Origin of the sequence: Paramuribaculum intestinale, from assembly GCF_030759015.1 — a bacterium.
Taxonomy (GTDB): Bacteria; Bacteroidota; Bacteroidia; order Bacteroidales; family Muribaculaceae; genus Paramuribaculum; species Paramuribaculum intestinale.
This window is the reverse complement of the sequence record NZ_CP098825.1, coordinates 120,802-146,597: the sequence shown is the minus strand read 5'-3', so window position 1 is coordinate 146,597 and position 25,796 is coordinate 120,802. Positions and strand designations below refer to the sequence as shown.

General features: G+C 52.3%; 20 protein-coding genes, 1 other RNA gene and 1 pseudogene. 12 read left to right on the top strand and 10 right to left on the bottom strand.

Annotated elements, in window-relative coordinates; translation table 11 throughout:
* Positions 1 to 386 precede the first annotated feature (386 nt).
* The 4 genes from NF347_RS00540 (at position 387) to NF347_RS00525 (ending at position 3,400) form a co-directional block, all read left to right on the top strand.
* A complete protein-coding gene (locus NF347_RS00540; RefSeq protein ID WP_123542515.1) occupies positions 387 to 599 on the top strand; it encodes a hypothetical protein in 213 nt (70 codons plus the stop codon).
* Between the two features lie 11 nt (positions 600 to 610).
* Positions 611 to 850: a Cas9 inhibitor AcrIIA9 family protein gene (locus NF347_RS00535; RefSeq protein ID WP_107035438.1), complete on the top strand. Its 240-nt coding sequence runs from the start codon at positions 611 to 613 to the stop codon at positions 848 to 850.
* A 99-nt stretch (positions 851 to 949) separates the two neighbouring features.
* On the top strand, positions 950 to 2,185 hold the full coding sequence (locus NF347_RS00530) for a tyrosine-type recombinase/integrase (protein ID WP_237612985.1): 1,236 nt from the start codon (positions 950 to 952) through the stop codon (positions 2,183 to 2,185).
* A 144-nt stretch (positions 2,186 to 2,329) separates the two neighbouring features.
* Positions 2,330 to 3,400, top strand: coding sequence for an IS110 family RNA-guided transposase (locus tag NF347_RS00525; protein WP_055301324.1), 1,071 nt, complete (start codon positions 2,330 to 2,332; stop codon positions 3,398 to 3,400).
* A gap of 771 nt (positions 3,401 to 4,171) precedes the next feature.
* Here the strand turns inward: NF347_RS00525 and NF347_RS00520 are convergent.
* Together NF347_RS00520 and NF347_RS00515 are read right to left on the bottom strand one after the other, a co-directional pair.
* Positions 4,172 to 4,528 (bottom strand): restriction endonuclease subunit S, encoded by a 357-nt coding sequence (locus tag NF347_RS00520; RefSeq protein ID WP_107037116.1) that lies wholly within the window; start codon positions 4,526 to 4,528, stop codon positions 4,172 to 4,174.
* On the bottom strand, positions 4,525 to 5,400 hold the full coding sequence (locus NF347_RS00515; protein WP_107037117.1) for an HsdM family class I SAM-dependent methyltransferase: 876 nt from the start codon (positions 5,398 to 5,400) through the stop codon (positions 4,525 to 4,527). Before NF347_RS00515 ends, NF347_RS00520 begins: the two co-directional genes overlap by 4 nt.
* A gap of 1,166 nt (positions 5,401 to 6,566) precedes the next feature.
* Here NF347_RS00515 and NF347_RS00510 point away from each other — a divergent pair.
* The 6 genes and pseudogenes from NF347_RS00510 (at position 6,567) to istB (ending at position 10,185) form a co-directional block, all read left to right on the top strand.
* The gene (locus tag NF347_RS00510; protein WP_107037036.1) at positions 6,567 to 6,791 is read left to right on the top strand and encodes a hypothetical protein; all 225 of its coding nucleotides are present in this window, start codon (positions 6,567 to 6,569) and stop codon (positions 6,789 to 6,791) included.
* An 11-nt stretch (positions 6,792 to 6,802) separates the two neighbouring features.
* Entirely contained in the window at positions 6,803 to 7,030 is a 228-nt protein-coding gene (locus NF347_RS00505; RefSeq protein ID WP_107037037.1) for a hypothetical protein, read from the top strand.
* 11 nt (positions 7,031 to 7,041) lie between these two features.
* A complete protein-coding gene (locus tag NF347_RS00500; protein WP_107037038.1) occupies positions 7,042 to 7,473 on the top strand; it encodes a PcfK-like family protein in 432 nt (143 codons plus the stop codon).
* A 13-nt stretch (positions 7,474 to 7,486) separates the two neighbouring features.
* Positions 7,487 to 7,675, top strand: a pseudogene (locus NF347_RS13665) (PcfJ domain-containing protein); the annotation flags it as partial.
* Positions 7,676 to 7,872: 197 nt separating this feature from the next.
* Entirely contained in the window at positions 7,873 to 9,417 is a 1,545-nt protein-coding gene (istA, locus tag NF347_RS00495; RefSeq protein WP_237613085.1) for an IS21 family transposase, read from the top strand.
* A 27-nt stretch (positions 9,418 to 9,444) separates the two neighbouring features.
* Entirely contained in the window at positions 9,445 to 10,185 is a 741-nt protein-coding gene (gene istB / locus NF347_RS00490) for an IS21-like element helper ATPase IstB (RefSeq protein WP_289685785.1), read from the top strand.
* Positions 10,186 to 10,529: 344 nt separating this feature from the next.
* Here istB and ssrA read toward each other — a convergent pair.
* The 8 genes from ssrA to NF347_RS00450 all read right to left on the bottom strand — a co-directional run bounded on the left by ssrA (position 10,530) and on the right by NF347_RS00450 (position 24,639).
* Positions 10,530 to 10,929: a transfer-messenger RNA gene (gene ssrA, locus NF347_RS00485) on the bottom strand.
* Positions 10,930 to 11,204: 275 nt separating this feature from the next.
* Positions 11,205 to 14,408 carry a fimbrial protein gene (locus tag NF347_RS00480; RefSeq protein WP_107681428.1) on the bottom strand — a complete coding sequence of 1,068 codons (3,204 nt, stop codon included), beginning with the start codon at positions 14,406 to 14,408 and terminating at the stop codon, positions 11,205 to 11,207.
* Between the two features lie 16 nt (positions 14,409 to 14,424).
* Entirely contained in the window at positions 14,425 to 15,711 is a 1,287-nt protein-coding gene (locus tag NF347_RS00475; RefSeq protein ID WP_107036606.1) for a hypothetical protein, read from the bottom strand.
* The gene (locus tag NF347_RS00470; protein WP_107036607.1) at positions 15,708 to 16,718 is read right to left on the bottom strand and encodes a FimB/Mfa2 family fimbrial subunit; all 1,011 of its coding nucleotides are present in this window, start codon (positions 16,716 to 16,718) and stop codon (positions 15,708 to 15,710) included. The genes NF347_RS00475 and NF347_RS00470 overlap by 4 nt, the downstream gene beginning before the upstream one ends.
* 22 nt (positions 16,719 to 16,740) lie before the next feature.
* On the bottom strand, positions 16,741 to 18,813 hold the full coding sequence (locus NF347_RS00465) for an Mfa1 family fimbria major subunit (RefSeq protein ID WP_170067068.1): 2,073 nt from the start codon (positions 18,811 to 18,813) through the stop codon (positions 16,741 to 16,743).
* A 150-nt stretch (positions 18,814 to 18,963) separates the two neighbouring features.
* Positions 18,964 to 20,379 carry a hypothetical protein gene (locus tag NF347_RS00460; RefSeq protein ID WP_107036608.1) on the bottom strand — a complete coding sequence of 472 codons (1,416 nt, stop codon included), beginning with the start codon at positions 20,377 to 20,379 and terminating at the stop codon, positions 18,964 to 18,966.
* Positions 20,380 to 20,397: 18 nt separating this feature from the next.
* Positions 20,398 to 20,988, bottom strand: a complete 591-nt coding sequence (locus NF347_RS00455) for a DUF3575 domain-containing protein (protein ID WP_107036609.1) — start codon at positions 20,986 to 20,988, stop codon at positions 20,398 to 20,400.
* A gap of 408 nt (positions 20,989 to 21,396) precedes the next feature.
* On the bottom strand, positions 21,397 to 24,639 hold the full coding sequence (locus tag NF347_RS00450) for a S41 family peptidase (RefSeq protein WP_107681430.1): 3,243 nt from the start codon (positions 24,637 to 24,639) through the stop codon (positions 21,397 to 21,399).
* Between the two features lie 79 nt (positions 24,640 to 24,718).
* On the opposite strand from NF347_RS00450, the gene ruvX reads away from it, so the two are divergent.
* Together ruvX and def are read left to right on the top strand one after the other, a co-directional pair.
* Entirely contained in the window at positions 24,719 to 25,147 is a 429-nt protein-coding gene (gene ruvX / locus NF347_RS00445) for a Holliday junction resolvase RuvX (protein WP_107036611.1), read from the top strand.
* 60 nt (positions 25,148 to 25,207) lie between these two features.
* A complete protein-coding gene (gene def / locus NF347_RS00440) occupies positions 25,208 to 25,774 on the top strand; it encodes a peptide deformylase (protein ID WP_107036612.1) in 567 nt (188 codons plus the stop codon).
* Positions 25,775 to 25,796: the final 22 nt, after the last annotated feature.

Here is a 25,796-nt window from a genome sequence, read left to right as displayed (position 1 = left end):
ACTGTAAAGTACAGTCTTCCTGCGTCGGCTGTCCATCACAGACTATGCTGGTCGTGTCGCTCAGTTCCATTTCTATGCAGATTATTTTTGGAAAGCTACTTTCAATAAGATTTCCGAGAGATTATGTAGCCGTATGTTTTCACCATGCTGGAGTCGTGGCTCCTGTTATTGTCTAATCAACAACGATTGTCAACTTGCTTGCCAGTGGGGAACGTGCGGTGCCGGGGATATTCTTTTGCTTTTTGACTGAAAAATCTCCAGACCTCCCGTTGGTCGGCTCGTATTTTTCCGTCAAAGGCGAACATCCCCTCTGTTCACCACACGCCTTTGAGGTGTCAAGCAAGCGAAAACCGATGGTGATATACAAATAAAAAAAAGTCGCAACGATGAAAACAAACAGCCACATAAAAAGTCAAAGCGAAGCTCAAAGCCTCAGGTTCAACCAAATAAAAAAGGTTGCAAAGGTGGTGGCAATCATCATCGGAGCAATAATCGGAACTCTGGTGTGGGCGATAGTCAGACCTGTAATCCGAGGTGCTGGCTGGGTTATATCCCTTATAACCGCAATACTGATAATCTATTGGGTATTAACTTTCTAAAATATACGACTATGAAATCATCTGAGAATTTTATCGAGGCTATCCGCAACTATCTCGATAGCCGTGCAGAGAGCGACAATCTGTTCGCTATCCGCTATGCAGACCCCTCCAAATCCGTAGAGGAGTGTTGCCAGTACATACTCAACGAGGTCAAGCGTCAAGGCGTCAGCGTAATGACCAATGATGAGGTCTATTCTCTTGCCACTCATTATTATCCAAAGTATAATATTATCCCAAGTTGGAAGATATAACATAATCTAATGTGTTGAATTTTAGGATTACTTGTGATAATATTTTGAGGATAAAAATCTTATTGCCATATTAGTTGAATACCATTTACAATAACATATATGGCAAAATCACAACAAATCACAAAACTACTCAAGCTATGTGAGGAAAAATGGGTTGAAGCCGGCTACTTTCCTTCTACGGTAGCCGAGTTCAAGTCCATTGTAAAATCAGACATTTCTTCATACATGAAGGAAATGGGGCTTGAAAAATTCGATTCCGATGTCGGAATACGTTATCTTGAAAGCCGTAAAGGCTTGAAACGATGGCAGAGACTCTGCCATTGCGTTGACTTTCTTAACGCAGCATTGGAAAATCCGGATGTACCTTTTGTGAAAAGGAATATCCAGCTTCGCACTTACGACTTATACGGGGAAATTGGTGAAATCGCACAGAAACTTGTAGAACTAAAGAGGAAAGAGCGTGTCACTCCTGTAACATTGACCGTATATCGACAGGTGCTGTCAGAGTTTAATCTTTCCTTACATCTGAAGGGAATAGATAAAATCTCAGAATTAACCGAGTTACATGTGATGGAGTTCTTATCATCATTAAAGAACAATCAATCGCAGCGTTTATTCGTGATACGCGCTTTCTGCAAATACCTTTACCATGAAGGGTATGTAAAATTCGAACTCGGTACATTTCTTGAGGGAGTTCGTTCACCCCAAAGAGAGAAGATACCATCTGTTTATACCGCACAAGAAATTGAACAGATTGGTAATGCAATAAATCGCAGCAGTTATAACGGAAGACGAAATTATGCCATATTCCTCCTTGCTTCAAGGCTCGGACTAAGGGTGTCAGACATCATCCGATTGAGATTTAGTGATGTGGATTGGGACAAAAACATCATCCGTATCGTACAGTGGAAAACCAAGCGAGAGAATATTCTCCCGCTGCTCAGTGATATAGGCAACGCCATTATCGACTATCTACAGGCAGAACGACCGACTACAGGCGATGACCATATTTTTGTATCGTCAAGACCTCCATATACAAGGATATGCCGAGATACAGTATGGAGCGCCATGCAGGAAGCCATAAGGGCATCAGGGGTCAATGTAAGAAGACGACACCATGGAATACATGCAATGCGACATTCACTTGCCACCGAGCTTTTGGAAAACGGAACTCCGCTCCCCATTATATCAAGCGCCCTCGGCCATGCAAGCACAGCAAGCACAAGCAACTACCTGAAGGTAGATATGAACAGGTTACGCTCAATCCTGCTTCAGCCACCGCCAGTTCCCAATGATTTCTATTTGCAGAAAGTCACTATGTTTGCATCAGATTAGCTGACGGGGCGCTCAACGGGGGCTGTCTGCCCCCTTGCCGCTAAGGCTTTCCCCCGAGAGGAGTGAGGAGAAAAGATAGACGTAAGGGCAATTGCATGTAAATTTGTAAAAGCAAAATACATTAACAGCAAAACCGATACGTCTATGGTACAAAGTAACAAAAAAGATTTCAGCGGACAAAATATCTCTATTGGTATTGACGTCCATCTGAGAACATGGAGTGTCACGGTGCTCACCCCCTCTGGGTTTATGCGCACTCATACTCAAAAGGCTTCGGCCAAAGAGCTCTTTGAACATTTGAACAAGCATTATCCTAACGGTAGCTACCATGCAGCCTACGAGACGGGGTTTTCGGGCTTCTCGACCTATTATGCCCTGACTGAGCTTGGTATAAAATGCACCGTGGTACATGCTGCTGACGTTCCGACCACCCAGAAGGAAAAGGTCTCGAAGTCAGACCCGGTGGATTCAAAAAAGCTGGCCAAAGCCCTTATGCGCGGCGAGCTCGGCAGTGTGTACATTCACTCGAAGGACAGCCTCGACGACCGTGCGCTGGTACGCCACCGCGCCACTATTGTGAAGCTTTCCGGCGGCATAAAATCCAGAATCAAGCATCTGCTGTACAACAACGGCGTGGAGTACCCCGAAGAATATTTCCGAAGCAACCGCCACTGGACAAGAAGTTTCATAACGTGGTTGCAGAATGACGTGCGGTTGCTCTCCGACACCCGGGTCTCGCTTGACCTGCTCATTGCCGAGGTACTCCATTACAGGGAACGCCTCCTTGATGTGAACCGCAGATTGCGCTCGCTGGCGCGCAGCGACAGGTATGCCGAGAAATACGGCATCCTGATGTCGGTTCCCGGCATTGGTTCGACAATTGCCATGAGCCTGCTTACCGAGATTGATGACATCGGTCGCTTCAGTAACCAGCGCCAGTTCGCATCGTTCCTCGGACTCGTGCCGATGATGTCATCAAGCGGCGACAAGGAATACGTCGGTGAGAAGACTTTCCGGGGAAACAAATTCCTCGGTCCAAAAATAGTCGAGGCCTCATGGATAGCCATACGGCACGACGCGGAACTCTCCGCAAAGTTCGGCGCATTGTGCACCCGCGGAATGAAGTCGCAGGAAGCCATAATCCGGATAGCCCGCAAGCTCTCCAACATAATATTTTCCGTACTGAAATCAAACCGCAGATATGAATGCCGTTAGATAATGCGACACACAAAAGTCTTATAGGCAAATACAGTAAGACGGCTACTCTCGCCTCCTTGATGAGCCTTGGCTGCATCTAAAAGAAAGGTTGTGGCGTCTTTCCTATTATGCTGAATAAGTAAACTGTCAGCCCGATGGGGCGTGACTGATAGAAGTTTGCCTGATAGGACTTTTTTTACTACAAGGCATTTCGGGCTCTAACCGATTGCCGGTTATTTGATTGGGGCAGAGGCCTCGATCATGACTCTTTTGTGCCTACACAATCGGCACAGAAACATAAGCAATTGATTTTTAACGTTAATCTTTTCTAAATCTCAACGAGAATTTTGGAATACAACATAGAAGGAGGGATATTTTATGAGTAATAAACATGAATACAGAAGCGTTTTCGCTCCATATATCAGTGCTTTCATGAAAATAAAGAGTGCAGTTGTATCCAAAACAGCAGACTATGGACACACGCTCAAACAATGGGATGACGCGATGATACTGAACAAACGTTCTGAACTTTACGTGACAAAAGAAATGGTGTGTGAGTGGGAGAAAAGCCTTTATCCTACATCTGACGTAACATCATATCACAAGCATTCGCAGTTGATTCAGTTTCTGAAGTATCTGTGCCGTCTGGGTATTGAATGTTATGTCCCCCGCCTACCCAAGAGACCGACAAGCACATATACTCCATATGTGTACACACATGATGAAATAATCCGGATATTCGCGGCAATCGATGAAGCCGAGCTTTCAAGACCTACACCAAAATCATGTCTAATGTGCATGCCGTGCCTTTTCAGGCTTTTGTATGCTACCGGAATGAGGATATCCGAGGCGTTGAGCATCAGGAACATAACGCAAATCCATGTTTTCATTAGGTATTATATATTGCAGTGTCCCTAACAAAGATGACTCTTTGGGATAAACACTTACGCGACCAACGCCAGAGCCATCTTTGATTATGCCAATATAATCCTTTGCCTGAACATAATAATCTATATAGCCGGCAATACCAGAGGCTCCGAAAACAGGATATTTCCCATTTTCAGAGTCGATATTCTTCTGCATCAAATTTGATGAAGCCTTATTACAAATATCTTGTAAAGGCCGAATTTCCCAGCCGTGGTTCATTGTGCAAGCATCTTTTGAAGTTCGACCATGCCACGGAGGAAGGTTTCCTCTGTGGTGTGAAGACGGTTCATGATTGATTCTGTGGGTTCAAACTCCACCTTTTCGCGGATAGTCTCCTTGTAGGTGTTGAAGGCAAGATCGTAGCCATGCTCGATTATCTCGCTCTGCGGCACAAGGAACGACTTGTCGGTGCGCTTACGCTCCGATTCTCCGGCTTTGCGGTCGTGGAATCGCGCGATGATGTCGGGTATGTCGTTGTCGGCAATCTCGTTGCGCTTCTGGTCGAGCGAAAAGCCGTCGGCTTTCATATCATAGAACCATACCCGGTCCGTGCCTCCGGCATTGGTCTTGGTAAAGATCAGGATGGCTGTCGAGACGTTGGAATATGGCAGGAATACTCCGGCGGGCATCGAGATGACGGCTTCAAGGTATTGGTTCTCCACCAGCTCTTTGCGCAGGTCTTTATGAGCTTTCGAGGAACCGGTCAGCACACCGTCGGGGACGATAGACGCACAACGGCCGCCCACACGTAGCGAGCGGATGAACAGGGCGAGAAACAGCAGTTCAGTCTTCTTGGTCTTGGCGATAGTCAGAAGACTCTTTGCCACGGCATCGTTGTCGAGGCTTCCGGCAAACGGCGGGTTGGCGAGTATAAGCGAGTAACGCTCCGTGTCGGTATTGTCGGCGGACAGGGAATCCTGCCATGCCACCTGCGGATTGTCAACATCGTGGAGCATAAGGTTCATTGCACCGATGCGAAGCATAGTTGCGTCTGTATCGAAGCCATGCAACATTGTGTTGCGGAAATGTTCCTTTACAGATTTCTTGGCAAGCTCTTTCTTATAACGCGAGTTCGGGATAAGGAACACCATAAAAAAGTTGAATCGGCAGCTTGAAAAAGCTGCCGATTTTTTTGGCAATATCACTGATGTTTAGTAATTTAGATGCAACAAACAATAAATACTGTATCATGATTACCGAAAGTAAAGTTACTAAAAATTTGTGATATATGACGTAACTTGCTGGATTTTAGAGCGTCTATGTAACGTAATTGTACTTAATTCGTACTGATTGAGAAAGTTGCCGCAAACGGAGGAATTTGAGTTTTTGATTTTTAACATCTGTTTTTGATTTTTAATTGCCTCTTTTTGCCCCCACAAGGTCTGATTTTGGACTATGCCCAATTTTCAACCTTGTAACCGCATCCGCTTTTTCAGTACGAAAAAGACACGTTTAGACGCTGCAAAGATAGCGATTTTTATCGTCATGGGCAAACGTGGCGGGACATCGGCTTGCATCAGACCGTGCCGGGGATGTGTCCGGGAGGCCACGTTCCGACCCGGACATACTGCAAGCCCATGTCCCGCCTGACAGGTCCACGCGGATAGAGACCGTATGCCGTCCTCCCGATAGAACGACCGGGCGGACATCATCCGGACACTATCCCTTTGCGGGACTATTTATCGCGTTGCCGAAACCTGTTTACACTGACTGTCCCTTTTATCTTTCGTTGCCAAACGGGATGCCGGAAATACAAAACCGGTGAAAGTGAAAGTAAGAGACGGCCTTTCACCTGCCCCGGCATTTGCACATCCCGCATCCCGTTGATTTCAATCCACGCGGATAAAGACCGCGCACTTCCACGGATCGGCGATGCCGTACCGCTCCCTGTGCGCGGACATTATCCTCAGCGGGATTACATTTCCGTTTTTTTATTTTTTTCTTTCCGCTGCCGCCACCAGCGTGGCAGCAGGGACGATTATGTTTTCCTGGGCTTTCTTACCGGGGGAGCCATTTTGAGTCAGGGCGTACCATTGACAAGCGGGTCTGTATGGGTTGCTTGACTTGACTGAACGTGCGGCGAAGGGATATTCTATCGGCTTCGGCATAAAAATCTCCAGACCTCCTTGCGTCGGCTCGTATTTTTATGTCGAGGCCCGAACATCCCTTTTCTTCCGCCACACGCCTTGCAGGTGTCAAGCAACTCATACAACCACACTGTCTTTGGACGCATGGTTCAAAAAAAGCTCCCACCGATATGAAAGCCACAAGAAAACATAAAGATTTTAAGTCAAGGCAAGCTCGCCAATCCTCCTATCTATACCGCATAATCACAAAGGCGGTCAAGGCGGTGGCAATCATCATCGGAGCAGTAATCGGGATAGCGTTGTGGGCAGTGGTCAGACCCATATTAAGGGGCATAGGCTGGCTCATATCAATCCTCACCGCAGCAGGGGCAATCTATTGGTTAATGACACTCTAAAATTCAAGAATATGGCAACGAAAAGAAACTCCAAGACCTTGGAACAGCAAGCACGATACTACGGGGTTGACGATATATCCGAGTATATGGTTGAAACATACCTCAACGGCAACATATCCACATACCGTCAGCTATTCCAAGAACTACGGGGCGAGAGTCGCAGAGAGTTTGTTAGACGGCTCTTTGAAATGGGACTCAATCCCACCGAAATAGAAAAAATGATACTGGCAATCCTCTAAAACCCACGGCTATGGCAACGAAAGAAAACAAAGGCACACAAGCCTTCAACGACACAATCAAGGCTTATCTTGAAGAACGAGCAGAGAATGACGCATTGTTTGCCGTCAAGTTCGCAAATCCCTCAAAATCAGTAGAGGACTGCGTGACATATATCCTCAACCAAGTGCAGAAAAGCGGTAGCAACGGCTTTACCGATGCGGAGGTGTACGGAATGGCAATCCATTACTACGAGGAAAAAGAAATTGAGGTCGGCAACCCAATAAACTGCAAAGTGGTGGTGAACCATACGGTAGAACTCACCGAGGAGGAAAAGGAAGAGGCACGGCAAGAGGCAATAGCCAAACTCCGAGACGAGCAGGTTGCGAAGATGCGCAAAACCACCGCGAAGAAAGCCACCGAAAACAAACCACAAGTTGAACAACCAAGTCTATTTGACTTTTAACCCCCATACCGCTATGAAACCCAAGACCGCAATACAAAAGAAAGTGGCACAACTCTCAGCCACCCTCCGCCCTCTTACCGCCAGGCAGGAAGAATGGGCATATGCAAACTGCATCGAGCATTTTGCCTACCGAACCAAGAGCGGGATACTTACCTGTTCCGACTGCGGACACCAATGGAAAAGTGGGAACGGCAGTCTATGTGGAAAAACTCAGTGAATTTGCCCCCCGGTTGACCAGATAAATTGCCCCCCGGAAAATCATTTAAATTGACCCCCGTCCGGTCAAGCAAATTACCCCCCGGAAAAAGACTTTACGGGAGTTGGCAAAAGGAGTTTTTGAGCTATATTGTATGTTAAATAATATTAAACATACGACTGATGGCAAATCGAAAACTGAGCATGAACAAATTAAGACAGGTGCTCCGATGCCACGCCAACGGCAACGGAGCCAAGAGTATCAGCAACCTGACGGGCATAGCGCGCAACACGGTGCGTAAATACCTCCGGCGGTTTATGGAGCTGAACCGTGGCATCGAGGATCTTCTGAAACTGGAGGATCCGGATCTGAATGAGATTTTCGGAGTGAGAGCGGTCGGTTCGGAACCCGTGTCAAGCCGCCATCAGGAGCTTATGGGACTTATGCCTGATTATGTCAGACGTCTGAAAAAGAGAGGTATGACGCGGCAGAAGCTGTATGACGACTATATCGGGAGTCACCCGGGAGGCTATTCCCGGTCGACGTTCAGCCGTCTGATGCGTCTGTATGTGGCGCAGATGCACCCTATAGCGCATCTGGAACACAAGGCCGGCGACAAGATGTATGTCGATTACGCAGGCGACCGTCTGGAGCTGGTCGACCGTGACAGCGGCGGGATCATCGCCGTGGAGGTGTTCGTGGCCATACTGCCTTGCTCACAGCTTACATATGTTGAGGCCGTGATGAGCCAGCGCAAGGAGGACTTCATACGGTGCTGTGAGAATGCGCTTCATTTTTATGGCGGGGCACCGGCGGCCATCGTGCCAGACAATCTCAAGGCTGCCGTAAAGAAGGCAAGCCGTTACGAGGCGGAGCTCAATGAGGATTACGCGGCCTTCGCCGAGCATCACGGTTGCGCAGTCATACCGGCACGCGTGCGCAAGCCGCGCGACAAGGCCCTGGTGGAGGGCGCCGTCAAGCTCATCTACCGCAGCATCTACCCGTTGGTGCGACAGCGCACTCATCATGATCTTGTGTCGCTGAACGCCGCTATCCGTACGGCGCTGGAGCTTCACAACAACGCCCGCATGAGCGGACGCCCTTACAGCCGCCGCGAGCAGTTCGAGGATCTGGAGCGCATGTACCTGCGCCCGTTAAATCCCATAAGGTTCGAGCTGAAGGAACGGCATACCGCCACGGTACAGCGCAACGGGCACGTACGCCTTGACCGCCACTACTACAGCGTGCCCCACCGTCTTATCGGCCGCAAGGTCAACATACTGTATGACTCACGTACGGTTGAGATATACTGCGGCGGAGACCGCGTGGCCGTACATCCCAGAGGATGGCGCCCGTACGGGTATACCACGGAGCCGAATCACCTTGCCTCGGCCCACCGGGACCTGAGCGGATGGAGCGTCGAGGGCTTCCTGAGGCAGGGGGCACGCATACATGCCGACGTAGAGGACTTCCTGCGGCATGTCATAGAGTCAAAGACCCATCCCGAACAGGCCTACAAATCCTGCAAGGGCATACTGTCGTTCGCATCCAGGGTCGGCAACGACCGCCTGGTCAGGGCCTGCCGCAGGGCCGCATCCTCCGGACTCTACAACTACAGCGCCGTCGACTCGATACTGCGCAGCCGTCATGACTGCCTCGATGACGACACCCTTCCCGGTCAAGAGTGCGAGGAGAGCGCCCAGATGCCCCGGCATGCAAACATACGCGGGAAGGAATACTTCAGGTAACATATCAATCCAACAATACATACAACAATGGAAATGAACCAACAGACACTCGCCCGGATGTCGCAGATGCGGCTGCTGGGCATGCACGCGGCCTTCCGCACATCAATGGAATCGTTCAAAAGCGAAGGCATGACAACAGACCAGTTCGTGGCGTGGCTCGTGGAAAATGAATGGGACGACCGCACCAACCGGCTTATACAGCGCCTGCAGAAACAGGCCTCGTTCCGTTACCGCGCCTCAATCGAGGAGATAGACTACTCCCTTGAGCGCGGCCTTGACCGGAACCTGCTGATGCGGCTCTCCGAGATGACCTTCGTCACCGAGCCACGCGACATCTTCATCACCGGCAGTGCCGGCACCGGCAAAAGCTACATAGCAACCGCTCTGGGCTACCGGGCATGCCAGAAAGGGATGCGCGTGCTATACGCCAGCACAGCACGCCTGATGGGCCAGCTGAAGGCCGCAAAGGCAAAAGGCACGATTCTTACCGAACTGAAAAGGATCGAGCGTACCGACCTTCTCATCCTTGATGACTTCGGCATACATCCCTTCGATGCCGCCGCGCGATCCTCACTGATGGACATAATCGAGGACCGGCACGGACGACGGGCCACCATCATCACCTCCCAGGTTCCCGTATGCGACTGGCATGACGTGATCGGAGAGAAGACGATCGCCGATGCGATCCTCGACAGGATCGTGCACCACTCGATAAGGATAGAGCTCTTCGGAGAGTCCATCCGCAAGTTGCAGAATAAAATCAAATGATTATTTTTGTAAATAAATCTTAATTATCAACACGCCATCAGAATCCCCCAGACCCTATTGTCAACCCCTGTAAAAACTGTCCAAAAATCACAGGTTATCAATGGGGGTCAATTTAAATAATCCATAGGGGGTCAATTTGTTGAGAATATCCAACGTTACCATTTTTGTTTTTGAAAAATCCGGGTAACGATTTGGTAACGAATAAGCGTCTGTGGCGGTCTTTTTTCTGTCCGGCATCGGTCCTGAGTCGATGGAAAAAAGCACGAAAAAACCGCAGAACTAATTGATAGTCTGCGGTTTAGTCTAATGTTGGCTGGAAAACGTCCGGCGTTTTCCGAGCCCCCAAGTGGAGCTGGAGGGATTCGAACCCTCGTCCAAACGTGGAACTAATATGCTTTCTACATGCTTATTCGCTTGTTGGTTTTTGTGGCGTGGCAGGCAAGCGACAGCCAACCGCGCCCTTAGCCTCTGTTGTTTCAGACCGCGCGCGAGGCTCTTGCGATCCTATTCCCGATTTAACTGCACCGCCTTGTCGATTAGTCTCGGGACGACGACAATCGGGCGATGTCTTGTCCCGGCAACTGTTGCCGGGATTAAGCCGATCTACTGTACTTCAATCAGGCAGCAAGAGCGTAGTTGTTTTCGCCATTTAAAACTTGCGATGTCCCAGATTATAGAGCGTAGCCATCATTGCTCTGCATGCTTACATACCACCTCTACACGCTGTCAAAACCGGTCAGCCCCGATTTGCTTGGCGGAACACTCCCCTCCGGAAGTGCAGGCTTGTAAGTGTGTGATTTTCCTCGGCAAAATTACCGCATTTTTTTCGTCCATGCAACCCCCTGCCCGCTTTTTTTCGCAAGACGCATCGCAAAACGTATGTAAAACGTCACGCAAAAAGCATGCTCACTCCCTTTTGACACCGCATCCGATGCCGACAGGACTAACGCAATATAAGCGGGCGCCGGAAGCCTAAGCATCCCGCGCCCGCCGAATTATAATGCCATTAAAGAAGTATTCTATTTCGTATAAACCACCCTCATCAGGCAAGCGTCGCTTTGGTCGAAGCCTTTAATACCGTTTAGCGCTCCAATAGCACCGTTTTCAAAACTCTCGAAGCCCATCGTGAAGTAGTTTATATCCCACGCCGTATGGCCTTTGGTCCGATCACCGGAAACAGCTCCGGGGCCACCCGGCCGTTCAAGCCAGTAGACAGCACCGTATCGCTTGTAAAGATCATAAAACATAGGCATATACTCTACTCCGCCATTATAATCTTTTCCTAAAGCAAGCGTATATTCCTTCCGTTCTTTGAACACTGCATGGCGCTGGGCATATCGCAACACGCCATCCATATTGGCCTCACCACTGCCTTCATCCCCGACAGCATCGGTCTTTCCACGACCCGACTTGCGTCGGCCGTGACCCGACTTGCCTATAGGGAAAAAGATATTGTTGCCGGTGTCGCTGTGGAACACAAAGCATCCGCGCATACCTTTTATCGATGCGCCGCCCGTTGCGTCGTCATAGCCAAGCGCATCGGCAACAGCGGTAGCAGTTTCGGTGGCTCCGTCGCCATACAGCACCCCATAGGCTTTCTCAATGTTGCTGCCCGTAGTAGATAGCAGCTTTTCGAAGTCCTCATAGCGGGCCACCCGCGCTCCGTCATTGTTGATTTCCCAGTCATCATCCCCTCCGACAATATCCCGCCAAAGCATAGTCTTGTGCTGATCATTCCAGTCTATTACATCAAATCGTGCATTTGTTCCATCCTCTCCGAAGCCCACTTTATCGTTGTTCGACGCAAGGATAGCATTGACATTGTTCCATCTGAAGTACGAACCTTCAAAGAGTGGCGACTCAACAAAATCGGCCGTATACTTCCCCTTCTTATATCCTCCGGTCAACGAATACACATTAAACGACCCCCATGCCGGGTTGTCGTCACTGCGCGCTCCGCCGTCCATAGTGATCGGGGCATAGCCCTGACGCACCATGATCACATGCTCGCATGTGTAGTTGTGATAGCGCACCTTCACCAGCCCGCAATGCACCTCATTTGATGCATACGTGCCTTTGAACTTGATCTTGAAGTCGATCAAGTGCTCCGAGTCGCCCTCGATTCGTTTGCCCCTCTCCGTAGCTCCATCATCACGTCCGATCGGCGTAGTTTCAAGTTCGAAATAAGCTTCGCCTTTTATCACTTCGGCATACCATGGTCCCTCAGACGTGAACGGTACGAAATTTGTTGCATCTTCTTGTGGCAAACGCATCAGCGTCACATGAAAATCCTCTTGATTATCATGGCTGCGCCACACACCCTTTGGATTCACCACACGCCTCACCTGAATTATATCCACCTCTTTGGACAGCTGCGTTCCGTCTTTGAGCTTGGCCGAAAATCTGATTTTGCCGTGGCGTGGATATGAATAGTAGGGATTATTGCCCGAAAAACCTGTTTTCGTCACCAGTTCCTTGGCTCTCGTAAAGAGATGTATGCTGAACAGACTGGAGCCTTCACCCTGCTGCACTGAATACTTATAATCGGGATCAGTGCCATAATCGTCAGGTTTGCCGTCGGGATAATATGTACGTGTTCCACGCTTTTTATCCTTCCAATAATCCTGGTTATACTTGGTGTCGCATGGCACTGAATACGAAGGCTGGTCGTTATACGCCGGATCCTCCACTTTCGTGTCGACCGATTGCCTCAACGAGAGAAACGCGTTCCATGGACCATCATTAAACACCGGAATCTGTGAATAGAAATCTGTCGACGGCGTGGGGAAGTCTTCCGAACCGTCGCCCCACGGCTTCCACGATGTTTCCTGAAGTATCTCAGCCTTCAGACCATATTCGGGATCAATGTCGCCCACCACCTTCACGTCCATCTGCATCTCCTTGTTGTAGAGATACGATATATACTGCGGCGAAACCACGTAGATGCCCGGATCCTCGTCAAAGTCAATATGCCAGTCGGCCTCGTTGCCGTTGCCGTGGAATGCAAGCGTCAGCTTGTAGTGAGTGTTGCGACGTGCGTCGTAGTCGGTGTCGATGTCCTGACCGAGCATAAATCTGTAGACGATTTTCCCGACAGTAGTGGTGGTGCGGTTGCGATATATACCGCTCACCTCCACGTATGTCCCATAAGGCTTATGATCCTTCCATCCCGACTGGAGATCGCCCTCCACCGGTTCAGGATACCATATTTTCTCACCGTCGATCGACTGATGCTTCTCCTTGCCCTTTCCCTGCATGTTTTCGAAGAAATAGAGCGATTCGGCTGTGTGGGCATGCGTTTTGTCAAGAATCGACTGATCGCTGCCCTCGTCGCCCTTGCCGCCGTAACGGTGCTTATTGTTACATACATGATAAAACTGAGCAGGATACAGACTGTTATCATCCTCGGGTAGATCTTCGTTGACTATTCTTACCTCGCCGTCGGCTATCACTCCGTTCTCGGTTTCATAACGTTTCATTCCGTTGCTGTCGCCGGCGTCGCCCGGAGTATTCGGCAGACCCAACGTGCAGTTCTTGGGTATATCCTTTATTCGGATATCCTTAATGTAGATCTCGATATTGTCGTAAAGATCCGAACCGTCGAAAGCCACTGTCACCTTTGAGGCAAGCCTTTTGAGCCAGCTTTTGACGGTCAGATTGGCTTTGTTGAGCACTATCGGGTTTTCGTCAGTGGCGCTCGGCGAACCGCTCGTGCTGAACACTCCGAACATCTGGCTGTTGTTGGCCACCCGTTTGCCATCCCATGCGAAGCGTATAGCTTTCAGTTTGTCGCGGGTAGCTATGTCCTTCGACCGCGTATGCAGATCGGGCACATTGGCCACTGCATAGATATGATAGCGTCCGCGAGGCAGAGTGAGGCTGAACGTAGCCCGCCCGGCCTTGTCATCGCCGAGCGACTGGTCGTCACGGTTATCCTGATTGTCAGTGTTGACGAAGTCATTCAGCTCATCGTGACTGTAGCACTTTACAAGAGCGCCCTGCGTGTCGTAGACGAGCACATGGAGCGTCTGTATGTTCTGTATGAGGTCGCCGGCCGAACGCGACCCCAGATCCACGTCCTCGGCCTGAAAAGTCAGTGATGCCGATATGGTGCAGTCGCCGTCAAAACCGTCGTCCTTATCATAGAGAGCGTCGTCCGAGCAGCTCCACAGCGCCATACCCGCCAGCAGACCTATCAGATAATATATACTGCGTTTCATCATGTTTCAAATTAAGAATTCATTTCTTTGGAAGTCCGAAGCCGGGCTTCAGCTCCACTTCACGATAGGGATGCACCCAAACCTCATATTTCACCTCCATATCGCTCACCGTGGCCTCGATATAGAGATGAGTGTTGCGCGGAAGAGATCCCGACAGTCCGTCGAGCGTCTTGTCAGACACCTGATAGGCTCCGAAGAGCGACAGGTTGACGGCGAAGCCTGCGCCGGCCTTGCTCTCGGGCATGTAGACCGCCGGAAGAGTGCGGCTATCGCCGGCTGCTATCGGATCCATGGCGTAGGGATCCTGACGGTCGGCCGGTGTTGCGCTCGGGGAGAGGACGCTGAATTTGCGCTCAAACGTGCCGGGCGTCTGCGAAGGTATGCTGTAAGCGGTTATCTCGCGCGGCGCTACAGCCGCCTCGCTCTGGCAAAGCTCCTTGGCCGGGCTGTAGACCGTTTCAAAAGGAAACAGATAGCTCTTCGGCGACATATTGGTCAGCCTGTAGCCGGTTAACTCGAGAGGACGCGACGTCTTGTTGGTCACCTTTACCGTCACTTTCACAAGCGCACGCGTCAGGAAGATGTTCACGCTCTGATCGCGGTCCACAAGATTGCCCTGCTCGTCGATCCTCGGATGACGCACCGTCACCTGATGGTGTTCGGACATCGGTATCAGACCCTTGACGTCGGCTGCATGATTGAAGTCGAATGTCAGCTGTTCAAGACGCTCCAGATCATCGCCGGAGAGGTACGCTCCGCTGCCATACACGGCGTTGGAGAGATCTATCGAGCCGAGCACACGGTCGGCAGTCGAGGCGGCATCGCGTGAATATCCCGAATAAAGGCCGTGCTCGTTGGCTATGACGTATATGTCTTTCAGATCCGAGTCGCCGTCGCCCGCTCCGGCATAGACATTGATCTCCTTGCTGGCCGTAGCCGCGATCTGTGTCTTGTCGTCGGCGCCGGCCTCTCCGGCCAGATCCCAGAACTGATTGAATTCAACCTTCTTACGCGACGCGTCGGCCGGATCGTCGTGCACTATGATGATGCGCAGGGTGCGTATCATCTCGCGTATCGACGCCTCTTGCTCGAATTCTGTAGCGCGCGAACCCTCTCCGGCCACCGGATCGACTGCCGCTATATTGAGCTTGAGCGTGACAGTCGACTCATCGTCGGCCGGACGTCCGGGTTCGTCGCCCGACGAGCATGCCGTCGCCATGACTCCCAATCCGAGAGCCACAGCCGCCATCGCAGCAAGTCCGTATCGACGTGCCGGGTTAGTTGATATTGTCCTGTCAAAAATCATAGGTCAGCGTTATTGATCCGTACAACCCAGTCGTTGATCACCACCTGGGTATTCACCCAGTGTTTGTTGGCGTCGAGGAAGAAGATCATGTTCCAGTGATGCTCGCGGTCGAGATACTCCTGATCCGACATTTTGTTGAACTTCTCGCTCTTGTAGAGCAGCAGATAGTTGACCAGCGGTATGTTGATGATCTCGCTGCCGTCGTCGGCCTTCTTCACTTTCAGGCGCGGGCTGTTGCCGGTGACAAAGCGTCCGGTCGACATCTCGCTGTAGGCGAGCACAGCCTCGTTGCCTGCTTCGTCTATGCCGGTGGCGACAGTTCCGGTGGTCCAGGGAGCGTATGTCACCCCGCCGGCGGGCACCACACTGTTGTCGTGGGCATGACGGGTATTGTCGTCGGTGATCTCCCACACGAAGTCATTGTCGTCGAGCGGATCGCCGTTGAGCTGCTGCAGCAGTATGCGCAGGGTGTTGGTGTCGCGCATCATCGGCAGCGTAGCCAGAGTGTACTCGTTGTCCTTATCGCTGACAGTCATGTCGAGAGATCCGTAGTATAGATCGTGGAGGTGCGTGCCCACACGCTCCGCCTTCATCTCATGACCCATGGCCGTGTAGTGGTGTCCGGCCTGAGGTGTGGCGGTCGTATAGGCCGCCTCCTCGCAGGCTGTGCCGCCGTAGGCTATCAGATGATAGTCGCCGGCAGGCAGGTCTATCACCATGCGCCAGTTCTCGTCGGCAAGCACTTCGGAGGTTTCGATGCGCGTGGCCACATAATTGCCGTTGCCGTCGTAGATATAGAGCGTAAGGCAGTCGACCTGCGAGGGAAATGCGTTGGCAAACTCCATGTTGTAGTCGAAAACAAACCTCAGCTCGGCACCCACGCGACACGGTTCGAGGTCGTCGTAGATGGCGCTGTCACACGACGTGACCATTGCCGCCGGAGCGGCGATGGCGGCAGAAACAGCCACACCGTTCCATATACGACGTATTGTATCTGTGATTTTCATTGCAAGTTTCTGATAATGGTTGTTAGAATTCTATCGAATTGCGGCGCACAACCCAGGGGAGAGTGGTCACCTGCACGTCGAGATACACGTCGCTCTCCTCGTCGGGAGTCTCGGGATTCTGCGGATCGGGATCGTTCTCCGTGCGGCGCGGATGTCCGATGCGGCGTATGCGGTCAACAGAGATCTTGTAGACATTGTTGCGCACCACGGCAAACTCCATCGGACCCATCACGCCGGGGATATTGTTGTCGTTGTGGCGGTTCCAGTAGTAATAGTAGCAGAAGTAGCCCTTGTGGGGAGTTGTCTGTCCCTGACCGAGATATTCGTCGGTGGCCCACTGGTAGATGGTGATACCGGCGTCGACAGCGGCCTTTTTGAATTCCATGAACTGGGCATAACCCTGCTCGCCCGACTCCTGGCCTCCGCCGGCTGTCTGCCATGCAGTGTAGTAGTCAGCCACCGAACGGGCATAACCCTTGTCGGTGTTGGGACGGAGCACGGCGTTGTTGAGCACGTCGCCGGGAGCTGTGCCCTGCGCTGCGGCGATCACTGCCGTAAACTTGACGTAAAGCACATTGTCAAACAGATACAATATCGGATGGTCGAGCGTGGCTCCCGGAGCGTCGCGATCCACTTTGTTGCCTGCGGCGTCGACATAGTAGTTCTCATTGATCGCGTCGCGGAGATTGGCCGGGGTATTGGGTGTATTGCGCAGCATGCCCTTGAATACGATTCCGGTAGACAACGACACCTTTTGCTGGTTTATGCCGGGTATGGCGTTTTCGGTCACATAGCGCCATATCTTGTACTCGCCGGTGGCGTCACTCATATTGGATCCCTGACTCACGACCTCCGACGGAGTATCGCGATACCACTGGTCACGGGCAGCCAGATCTATCTTCCAGTCTTCACTGTTGTCGCCCGATCCGAAGCAGAAGTTGTAGTATTTCGAATATCCGTTGCCCTTGTCGCCGATACCGGTCATCACTTCGCCGCCATCCTGATGCACGCACTTGAGATCGGCCGCATAATCGACGATATAGTTGCCCGGCAGATCACGGCCGCAGAGCTTGAAGCCCTCGCCCGAAGCGTGGCCGTTGTTGCTGACACGCTGCAGATAGTAGAAATGCTTGCTCATGTTCACGAGATTCATGCGTATGAGCTGCACGTCGAGAGTGTTGCCCCCCTGACCGTAGACACCTACATGATACGTGAAATTATTGCGCGAGCCATCCTTGAAGTCGAAACGTGCCACAGAGCGCTGAAGCTGTACCGGGCCGCCGGTCATATTGACCGACGAGAAGGAGTTGTCGATCTTGTCGCCTTCGGTGTTGGCCTCCGACATCTTGAAGGGGTGATCCTCGTCGGTGAAAGGAAGCCAGTCGTGGATGCTCTTGGGTATGTAGGCCGTTGTTATTGCGGCATTGCTCATAGGCAGACCGGATACGACATCAAGCACAGATGTGTTTTTATTATCGTCTTCGGTGAGGCTGCCATGATCCGACGAGCGCTCCGACACCTCACAGTAGAAGTCGGTCCAGTCCGAGCGACCCACGGCGTCATCGCCCATAGCCTTGAACGAATCGAGCAGATCCTGGGGATAGTTGGCATACACATAGACGTTGACCATGTTGTCCATGAGTATTCCTGTGGTCGGATCAGCTTTCTTCGAGTAATACGCGTTGATATGCGAGGCCGATACAGAAGCGAGTATACCGGCGCTGACACCGTCGGGGTTTGTCGTGATCGAACCGGTGCCCGATGTCGACGTCGTAGAGCCTGTACCTGCCGATATGCCGCCCTGCGATGCAGTGGCGTATGCGATGAAGCCGTTGTCTTTGTCGGCAAACACTATCAGCGCGCGATGGATGCGGTTTTCTTCCGTGCGGCCTATCTCTGTGCCGCCGGTCGAACCATTGTCGGTCGTTGCCGAACGCGAGTCAGCGTCGGAAGGAAGTTTCACTCCCATGCCAAACCATGCATAGCTGTCGGCAGGCATCTCGGTATTGCCGGGATTCACGCCCGGAGTGTCGTCGCTGCACGAAGCCACCATGGCAGCCGTGCAAAGACCGATAAGTGTGTGGTATAATTTCATATTTGCTTGAGTTTTTTCTATGGTTGGTCTATATCTTTGCCTGAGTTTCCCCGGTGGCGTTCCGGCCGGCTGCAGGCCGGCTTTAATGAAACGCCACCACAGGAAACAGGGACATTATCCTGGTAATCCTGACGGATCGTTCCTGCAGTTTTATTCAGCCACCTCCTTAAGCTGCTCCAAAGCAGCCGGAGCGTCGGCCACCTTCATGCGGGCAGCACGCTGGAAGTAGCGGTTGGCGGCATCATAGTCGCCCTCGAGAGCGTGATACACTCCGCGGGCATACGTGGCCTCGGCACCCTCTCCCGCACAGTCGAGATAACGCTTGGCGCCCACCATGTCACCGCGCATCATAGCCGCATTGGCGGCATTGAGGTTGGCTACTTCCGATTCAGGGAACATGCGCACTGCGGTTTCGAACAGTTCGTTGTAGTCGTCCGAGCCGGGTTCTAGCGAGCGCGCTGCCACAAAGAATTCCTGCAGCGACAGATTCTGCGGACGGGTGCGCGACAACGCTATGATCTCGTTGACGTCGCTGAAAGCGCGCACGCGATACTCGATGCGGTAGTCCGAATGACGCAGCGCCGGATATACGTTGGCCAGCAGGAATCGGTAGGCGTCGGGGAAGTCGCGCTGCAGTTTGCTGTTCTTGGCATCAGGTTCCATATCGCTGTCGATAAGGGCTATGATGGCCTGTTTGTCAGCCATGTTGCTCTTCACCATATAGGCTCGCAGACCGCCCCAGTCCTCGGGATCATACGAGGTCTGTATGAAGTCGGGCGAGAAGTGGTAGAGCGTTTCCACGTAGCTCTTAAGCGCCGCCGTACGTCCTTTGGCCAGACGCACGTTGTTGTTCCACGGTCCTTCGGGCGATGCGAAGCCCTTGATCGAAAGAGCCGTGATCTCCACATCCTTGTCGTTGATCACAGTGTCGATCGTGGCGCGTATCTTGGCGAGTTCGCCCTGGTTGCCGCGATAGTCGGGATATATCACTGTCTTGTTGACCGGGAAATCGATAAACGCCTGACCCTTGAGCTCGCGTATCTTCACAGCCTCAGCCGTAGGAGCGATCCAGTTAAACACCGGCTCGAACTTCTTCGGTTCAAGATCAAGACGTCCGAGCGGCACTATCTCACGGCCCAGATCGTCGGAGCAGCATCCCTTGGTTTCGTAACGTACATGCATCTCCGCGCCGCCCATCCATTTCTGATATGGAACCTGGACAGCCAGAGGCAATGACTTCATATTGGCACCCGAACGCACCAGAGCTACTCCCTCGCGCTTTTCGAGATCGTGGCGCAAAGCCTGATAATAACGGTTGCGACCGGCGATCACCGTCGTGCCCAGCTCTATCGAGTCGTTGCCGTTGCGAAGCACGGGAGTCACCCACACTTCACGGTTTGAGCCGTCGACGCGACCCAGTGGCACCTCGCCGTTGAGATACAGTGTGTTTTCGGTGCGTTCAACGCCGACGTTCTTAAGCTTCGTGCCTGACGCCGCCTGCACCGATGCGAACGCCGACACAGCGCCCGCACCCAGAATCATAGAGATCAGTATTTTTTTCATCATCGTAGTCGGTTGGGAGGGTTAGAATACATGTACGAGATTCAAAGCCACCTTGGTCGGGCCGAAATAGTTGTGGCTGCGATCCTTGGCAAGCCTCGTCCCGCACTTGGCGCACGGATACACGTCATATTTAGTGTAGATCCATCCAATACCCAGCTCCGCCTCAAGATTCCAGTGGCGGCCGAGTATCCACGAATAGCCGTAGGCCACGCCAAAACCTCCATACCATCCCTGATAGCGACGATCCTTGAGGTTGCGGAAATCGGTGCCGAGCATCTTGAAATCAAGGTCGACATTACCCACGTTGTACTGGCCTCCAAGCGCGTGGGCGGCGACGAAATGTCCCTGAAGCTCCTGACAGAACCAGTAGCGCAGCTCTGGCTGCACCATCCAGTGCTTCCATTTATGGGAGTTGACAGTCCATGCGTTAAGGTTACCCGACAGATCAAACGACCATTTCGGGGCCAAAGCCACCTCGCCACCCAGATTCACCGTCAAGGCAGCATCATAGAGTATGTTGGTCTTTAATGCCAGATCTCTCGCCTGGATCTCCGACGATCCGGCAAAGAGCATGGCCAGTGCCAGCAGGCTGCTTTTCAAAAGTATTTTCATTTATGCTATCTGTTTGATTTGACTAATAAACACTTATGATAATGATTTAGATTTGATTCAGGATATGGTTACGACGTATCGGCGACCTCTTTTACATGATCGGCCTACCGTATTCGCTAATGTAACTCATGCATACTGCCGGTGCTTTCCATATTCCCATCCATAAATTTTCCTGCCATCAGTACGCATATACCTTTGGCAAGGCAAAGGTAATGATAATATACCTAAAAATTACCCCCCCCCCGTTAATATTTGTTAACAAACACAACCAATGCATATTCATCCTGCATAACCCATTGACTTTCCACAATATGACCACATAATGCGATGTCAAAATCAATCATAAAAAATCAGGATATTGTACCTTATCGGCACAATATCCTGAATCAACTTTGATTATATTCCCGATCACATCAGCGACTTCACCGCAGCCTCAAGCTGCCGGTCGTCACCGCTGAGCTGTTGCTCTGGAGTGTTGTATATCAATATATCAGGGTTGAGATCGAGATTTTCGAGATAGCGGCCCTGCATATCCTTGCAGCCCACCTGCGGAATGCCGAACACGATCGTCGGATCAATCTGCGACTCCCACCACACAGCCGTCATCGTACCGGGAACAGGCGCTCCGACAAGTTTTCCGATGCCGAGAGTCTTGTAGACCCATGGGAAGCCATGGGCGTTGGAATAGTTGTCCTCGCACACGAGCACACACGAAGGCTTCAGCCACTTGTTGAACGGATCCGAACCGATATACTGCCCGCGCGGAGCAAACTCGGCATACTGCTTGCCGCTGAGGAGCGTGGCCAGATCGTCGTGAAGCCATCCGCCGCCATTGTGACGCGTGTCGATCACCACGGCGTCACAGTCGCGGTAACGTCCGAGCAGATCAGAGTAGACAGTGCGGAAACTGGGGCTGTCCATCCCTTTTACGTGGATATAACCGATCCGGCCGCCCGAAATCCGTGCCGTAGCCTGACGGTTGCGCTCCACCCACCGGTTGTAGAGCAGGTCATTGAGCTGACCGGAGCCTATAGGCTTCACCACCTGCTCCTCACGTCGTCCCTCGGGAGTCACCACACCGAGAGTCACTTTCTTGCCCGCCTTTCCGGCAAGAAGAGGATAATAGTCGGTGCCGGCAGCTATCTTATGGCCGTCGATACTCTCGATGACTACACCCGGACGCACCTTGTTGCCCGACGTCGCAAGCGGACCGCGGGCTATTACTTCAGTCACCTTCAGTCCGTCGCCCTTGTAATCCTCATCGAAGAACGCTCCGAGCGAAGCCGTAGGCTGTGCCGAACCGTAGGCATAATAACGTGCGCCTGTATGCGATCCGTTCAGTTCGCCGAGCATCTCCGACAGCATCTGCGCAAAATCGTAGTTGTTGTCGATATGGTCAAGGAAGCGGCCGTAGGCTTCATGGTATCCTTCCCAGTCCACACCATGGATTTTCGGATCATAGAACTTGTCGTTGACCTGACGCCATGCGTGATTGAATATATACTGACGTTCCATAGCCGGACGATAGTTGAAGTCGGCCTCGAAAGCGATATCCTTGGTCTTGCCGTCGCTTAGATTCACCTCGGTCAGACTGCCGCGGCGAACCACATACACCTTGTTTTCATCCTTGCCGGGATTCATGAATCCGCCTACGCCCTTGGCAAGCTTGCGCACCGTACCCTCCTTGAGATCACGCTCCCAGAGGTCGTATCCATCCTCAAAAGCGGCGCAATAATACAGCTTGTCGCCTTTTTTAGAGAGATGGGCGTCGCCCATGCGCGAAGAGTTGCCGGTCAGACGCGCCACGCGGTCGCGGCGTCCGTCAAGATCAAACTTAAGAGCTTCGACCTTATAAGCTTTCTCGCTGTCTTTATCTGCATCCTTCTTGCCTTTCTTACCCTTCTTATCGCTCTTGACCGAGTCGTCAGCCTTATCCTTGGAGTCTTTTTCTGCCTCCTCAAGCAGAGCGAGCTCCTCTTTCGAAAGACGGAAGCGATCCCAGGCTTCAGGATCGAAGAACATTATATAGGTGTCGCTTTCCGAACCCCAGCTGCCGTGGCTGCGATAGCCCGCGCGGTCGCTCTCCCATATCATGGCCTTGCCTCCGAGCACCCACTTTGCATTGCCGTCGGTATATCCGCTCTCCGTAAGATTTGTAACCTCGCCGGATCCGTCGGCCTTGACCAGAGCCACATCCTTATTATTCCAGCCGCCATGGCCTATGTAGTCGACCAGAAACCAGCGGCTGTCGGGACTCCATCTGTAAGTGACGTCGCCGTCGGAATACGAGTAATTGTATTTCCCGTCAAGCACCGTGCGGATTTTCTTGTCGGCGAGATTGATAACACACAGCTCCGTGCGGTCGCGCAGGAACGCCACCTCCTTGCCGTCGGGCGAATATGCCGGCTGGAACGAAGTGCGGCCGTCGGCCACAAGCGGCTCCTCCTCGATCTCGGTGGCATAGGTGAACAGCTTCTCTTCGGGACGTTTTATCGAGCTTCGATATATGCCCCATGTGTCGCCGCGCTCGGCCGAATACACTATACTGCGGCCGTCGGCGCTGAAACTCAGATCGCGTTCCTGCTGCGGAGTGTCGGTAACGCGCCGGGTAGTGGCATATTCGATCGACGTCACATACACGTCGCCATGGAGGATGAACGCCACTTCCTTGCCCGAAGGCGACACTGCCAGATCGGTAGCGCCGCTGCGACGCACCTGAGCCACGAGCGGCTTCTCATTGTAATCGGCAGCGATAGCCACCTTTACCTTCGAGGGAGCAGCACCCTCCTTGACCGTCCACAGCTCGCCGTCGTAGCTGTAGCAGAGCGTACCGTCAGATGCCACCGACAGCGAACGTACAGGATGCTTCGCATGGTCGGTGACGCGCTTCACCTCCGAAGAGCCCGGAGTGGCCTTGTAAACATTGAACGAACCGCCGTCGCGCTCGCTCAGGAAATAGTACGACCGTCCGTCGGGAGTCCATACAGCATTACGATCCTCACCGGTCGACGATGTGAGTTTTTTGAATCCCGCACGTCCGTTGTGGTCGGCAAGCCATATATCGCGGGTGATCGACGATGTGTGATGCTTGCGCAGGGGATCCTCATAGCCCTTCTTATCGGTATAGAGTATACTGCCATCCACAGGATTGACCGAAATCTGCTCCATGGCAAGCGAAGTGTACATCTGCGGACGCCCGCCCTTGACACTCACCTTGTAGGTCTGCGGAAAAAGCGACGACGGAAACTGTATGTCGGCCTGAGCCGGCATGACCGCCGCGCTGAACAGCAATGTATCGGGAGTGAGGAAAGCAACAGGAGTCTCAGCCGCAGAATGCGTAGTGAGCTTCACTGGCTGTCCTCCCGTAGCCGGTACGATGAATACATCCATCGAACCGTCGCGATCGCTCGCAAAAGCTATCGATTTTCCGTCGGGACTCCACACCGGAGCTGTATCGTATGCGGGATTGGTCGTGATCTGACGAGCCTGTCCGCCGCCGGCACCGACGGTGAATATATCACCGCGATATGTAAACGCGATAGTCCGGCCATCAGGCGAAATAGCCGGATTGCGCAGCCACAGCGGCGCCTCTGAAGCGCCGGCCGTAGCCGCTGCTGCGATCATTGCGACCGCAAAAAATACTTTTTTCATATTGCTGTGGAAGTTATGATTGATTCTGACTGCAAATATAGACAAAAAAGAGAGATTTTTTATGTAACTTTGCAGCAAAATGGGAAGAATCATAGGCATAGACTTCGGCCGACGCCGCTGCGGAGTGGCGGTAACCGACCCGTTGCGCATCGTTGCGACAGCGCTCCAGACCGTCGACACCGCCGGACTGCCTGCATTCGTCGCCGGCTACTGCGCCCGCGAGCAGGTCGACTTCATCGTAGCCGGACTTCCGCGCGACCTTCGCGGCAACGAGTCGGAATCCATGCGTTTTATCCGTCCGGCCATAGCACGTCTGCGCAAGGCGCTCCCCGCGATGGAGATAGTCATGTGGGACGAGCGCTTCACCTCAGCCATAGCCCACCGGTCAATGATCGATTCGGGAATGAGCCGCACGCAACGCCGCGACAAGTCGCTCGCCGACCGCATGGCCGCAGTGCTCATACTCAACTCCTATCTCGAAAGCCGCCAGTACAGCTCCAGAGAGTAACGCTGCCCCCCCATACGGTTCCGACACCAGTCACAATCCAATAGCTTTATCAACACAGCAATGAAACTACCTATATACCTCTACGGACATCCGGTGCTCCGACAGACAGCAGAGCCCGTCAAGGAATCGTCGGAAGAGCTTACAAAACTCATCGACGACATGTATGCAACAATGTACGCCTCCGAAGGCGTCGGACTCGCCGCGCCCCAGATCGGCAAAAGCATCAGACTTGTTGTCATCGACGCCTCACCCGTGGCCGACAGCTTCCCGGAATGCGCCGGACGCAAGATGACACTCATCAACCCTGAAATAGAAATACTTGAAGGCGAACGCATCAACCGATCCGAAGGATGCCTGTCACTACCCGGACTATCGGAAAACGTCGGACGCACCGAACACATACGGCTACGCTGGCTCGACGCCGAAATGAATGCCCACGAGGAGATCATCGACGGTTTTCTGGCGCGCATCGTGCAGCACGAATGCGACCATCTCGAAGGCAAGCTTTACATCGACCACATATCGCCCATACGCAAGCAGCTGATACGCCGCAAGCTAAAGGACATAGCCGAAGGTCGCACCGGATGCGACTATCCTGTGAGACATGCATCCAGCCGCCGGCGATAATCGGCTCAACTCTAAAACCATC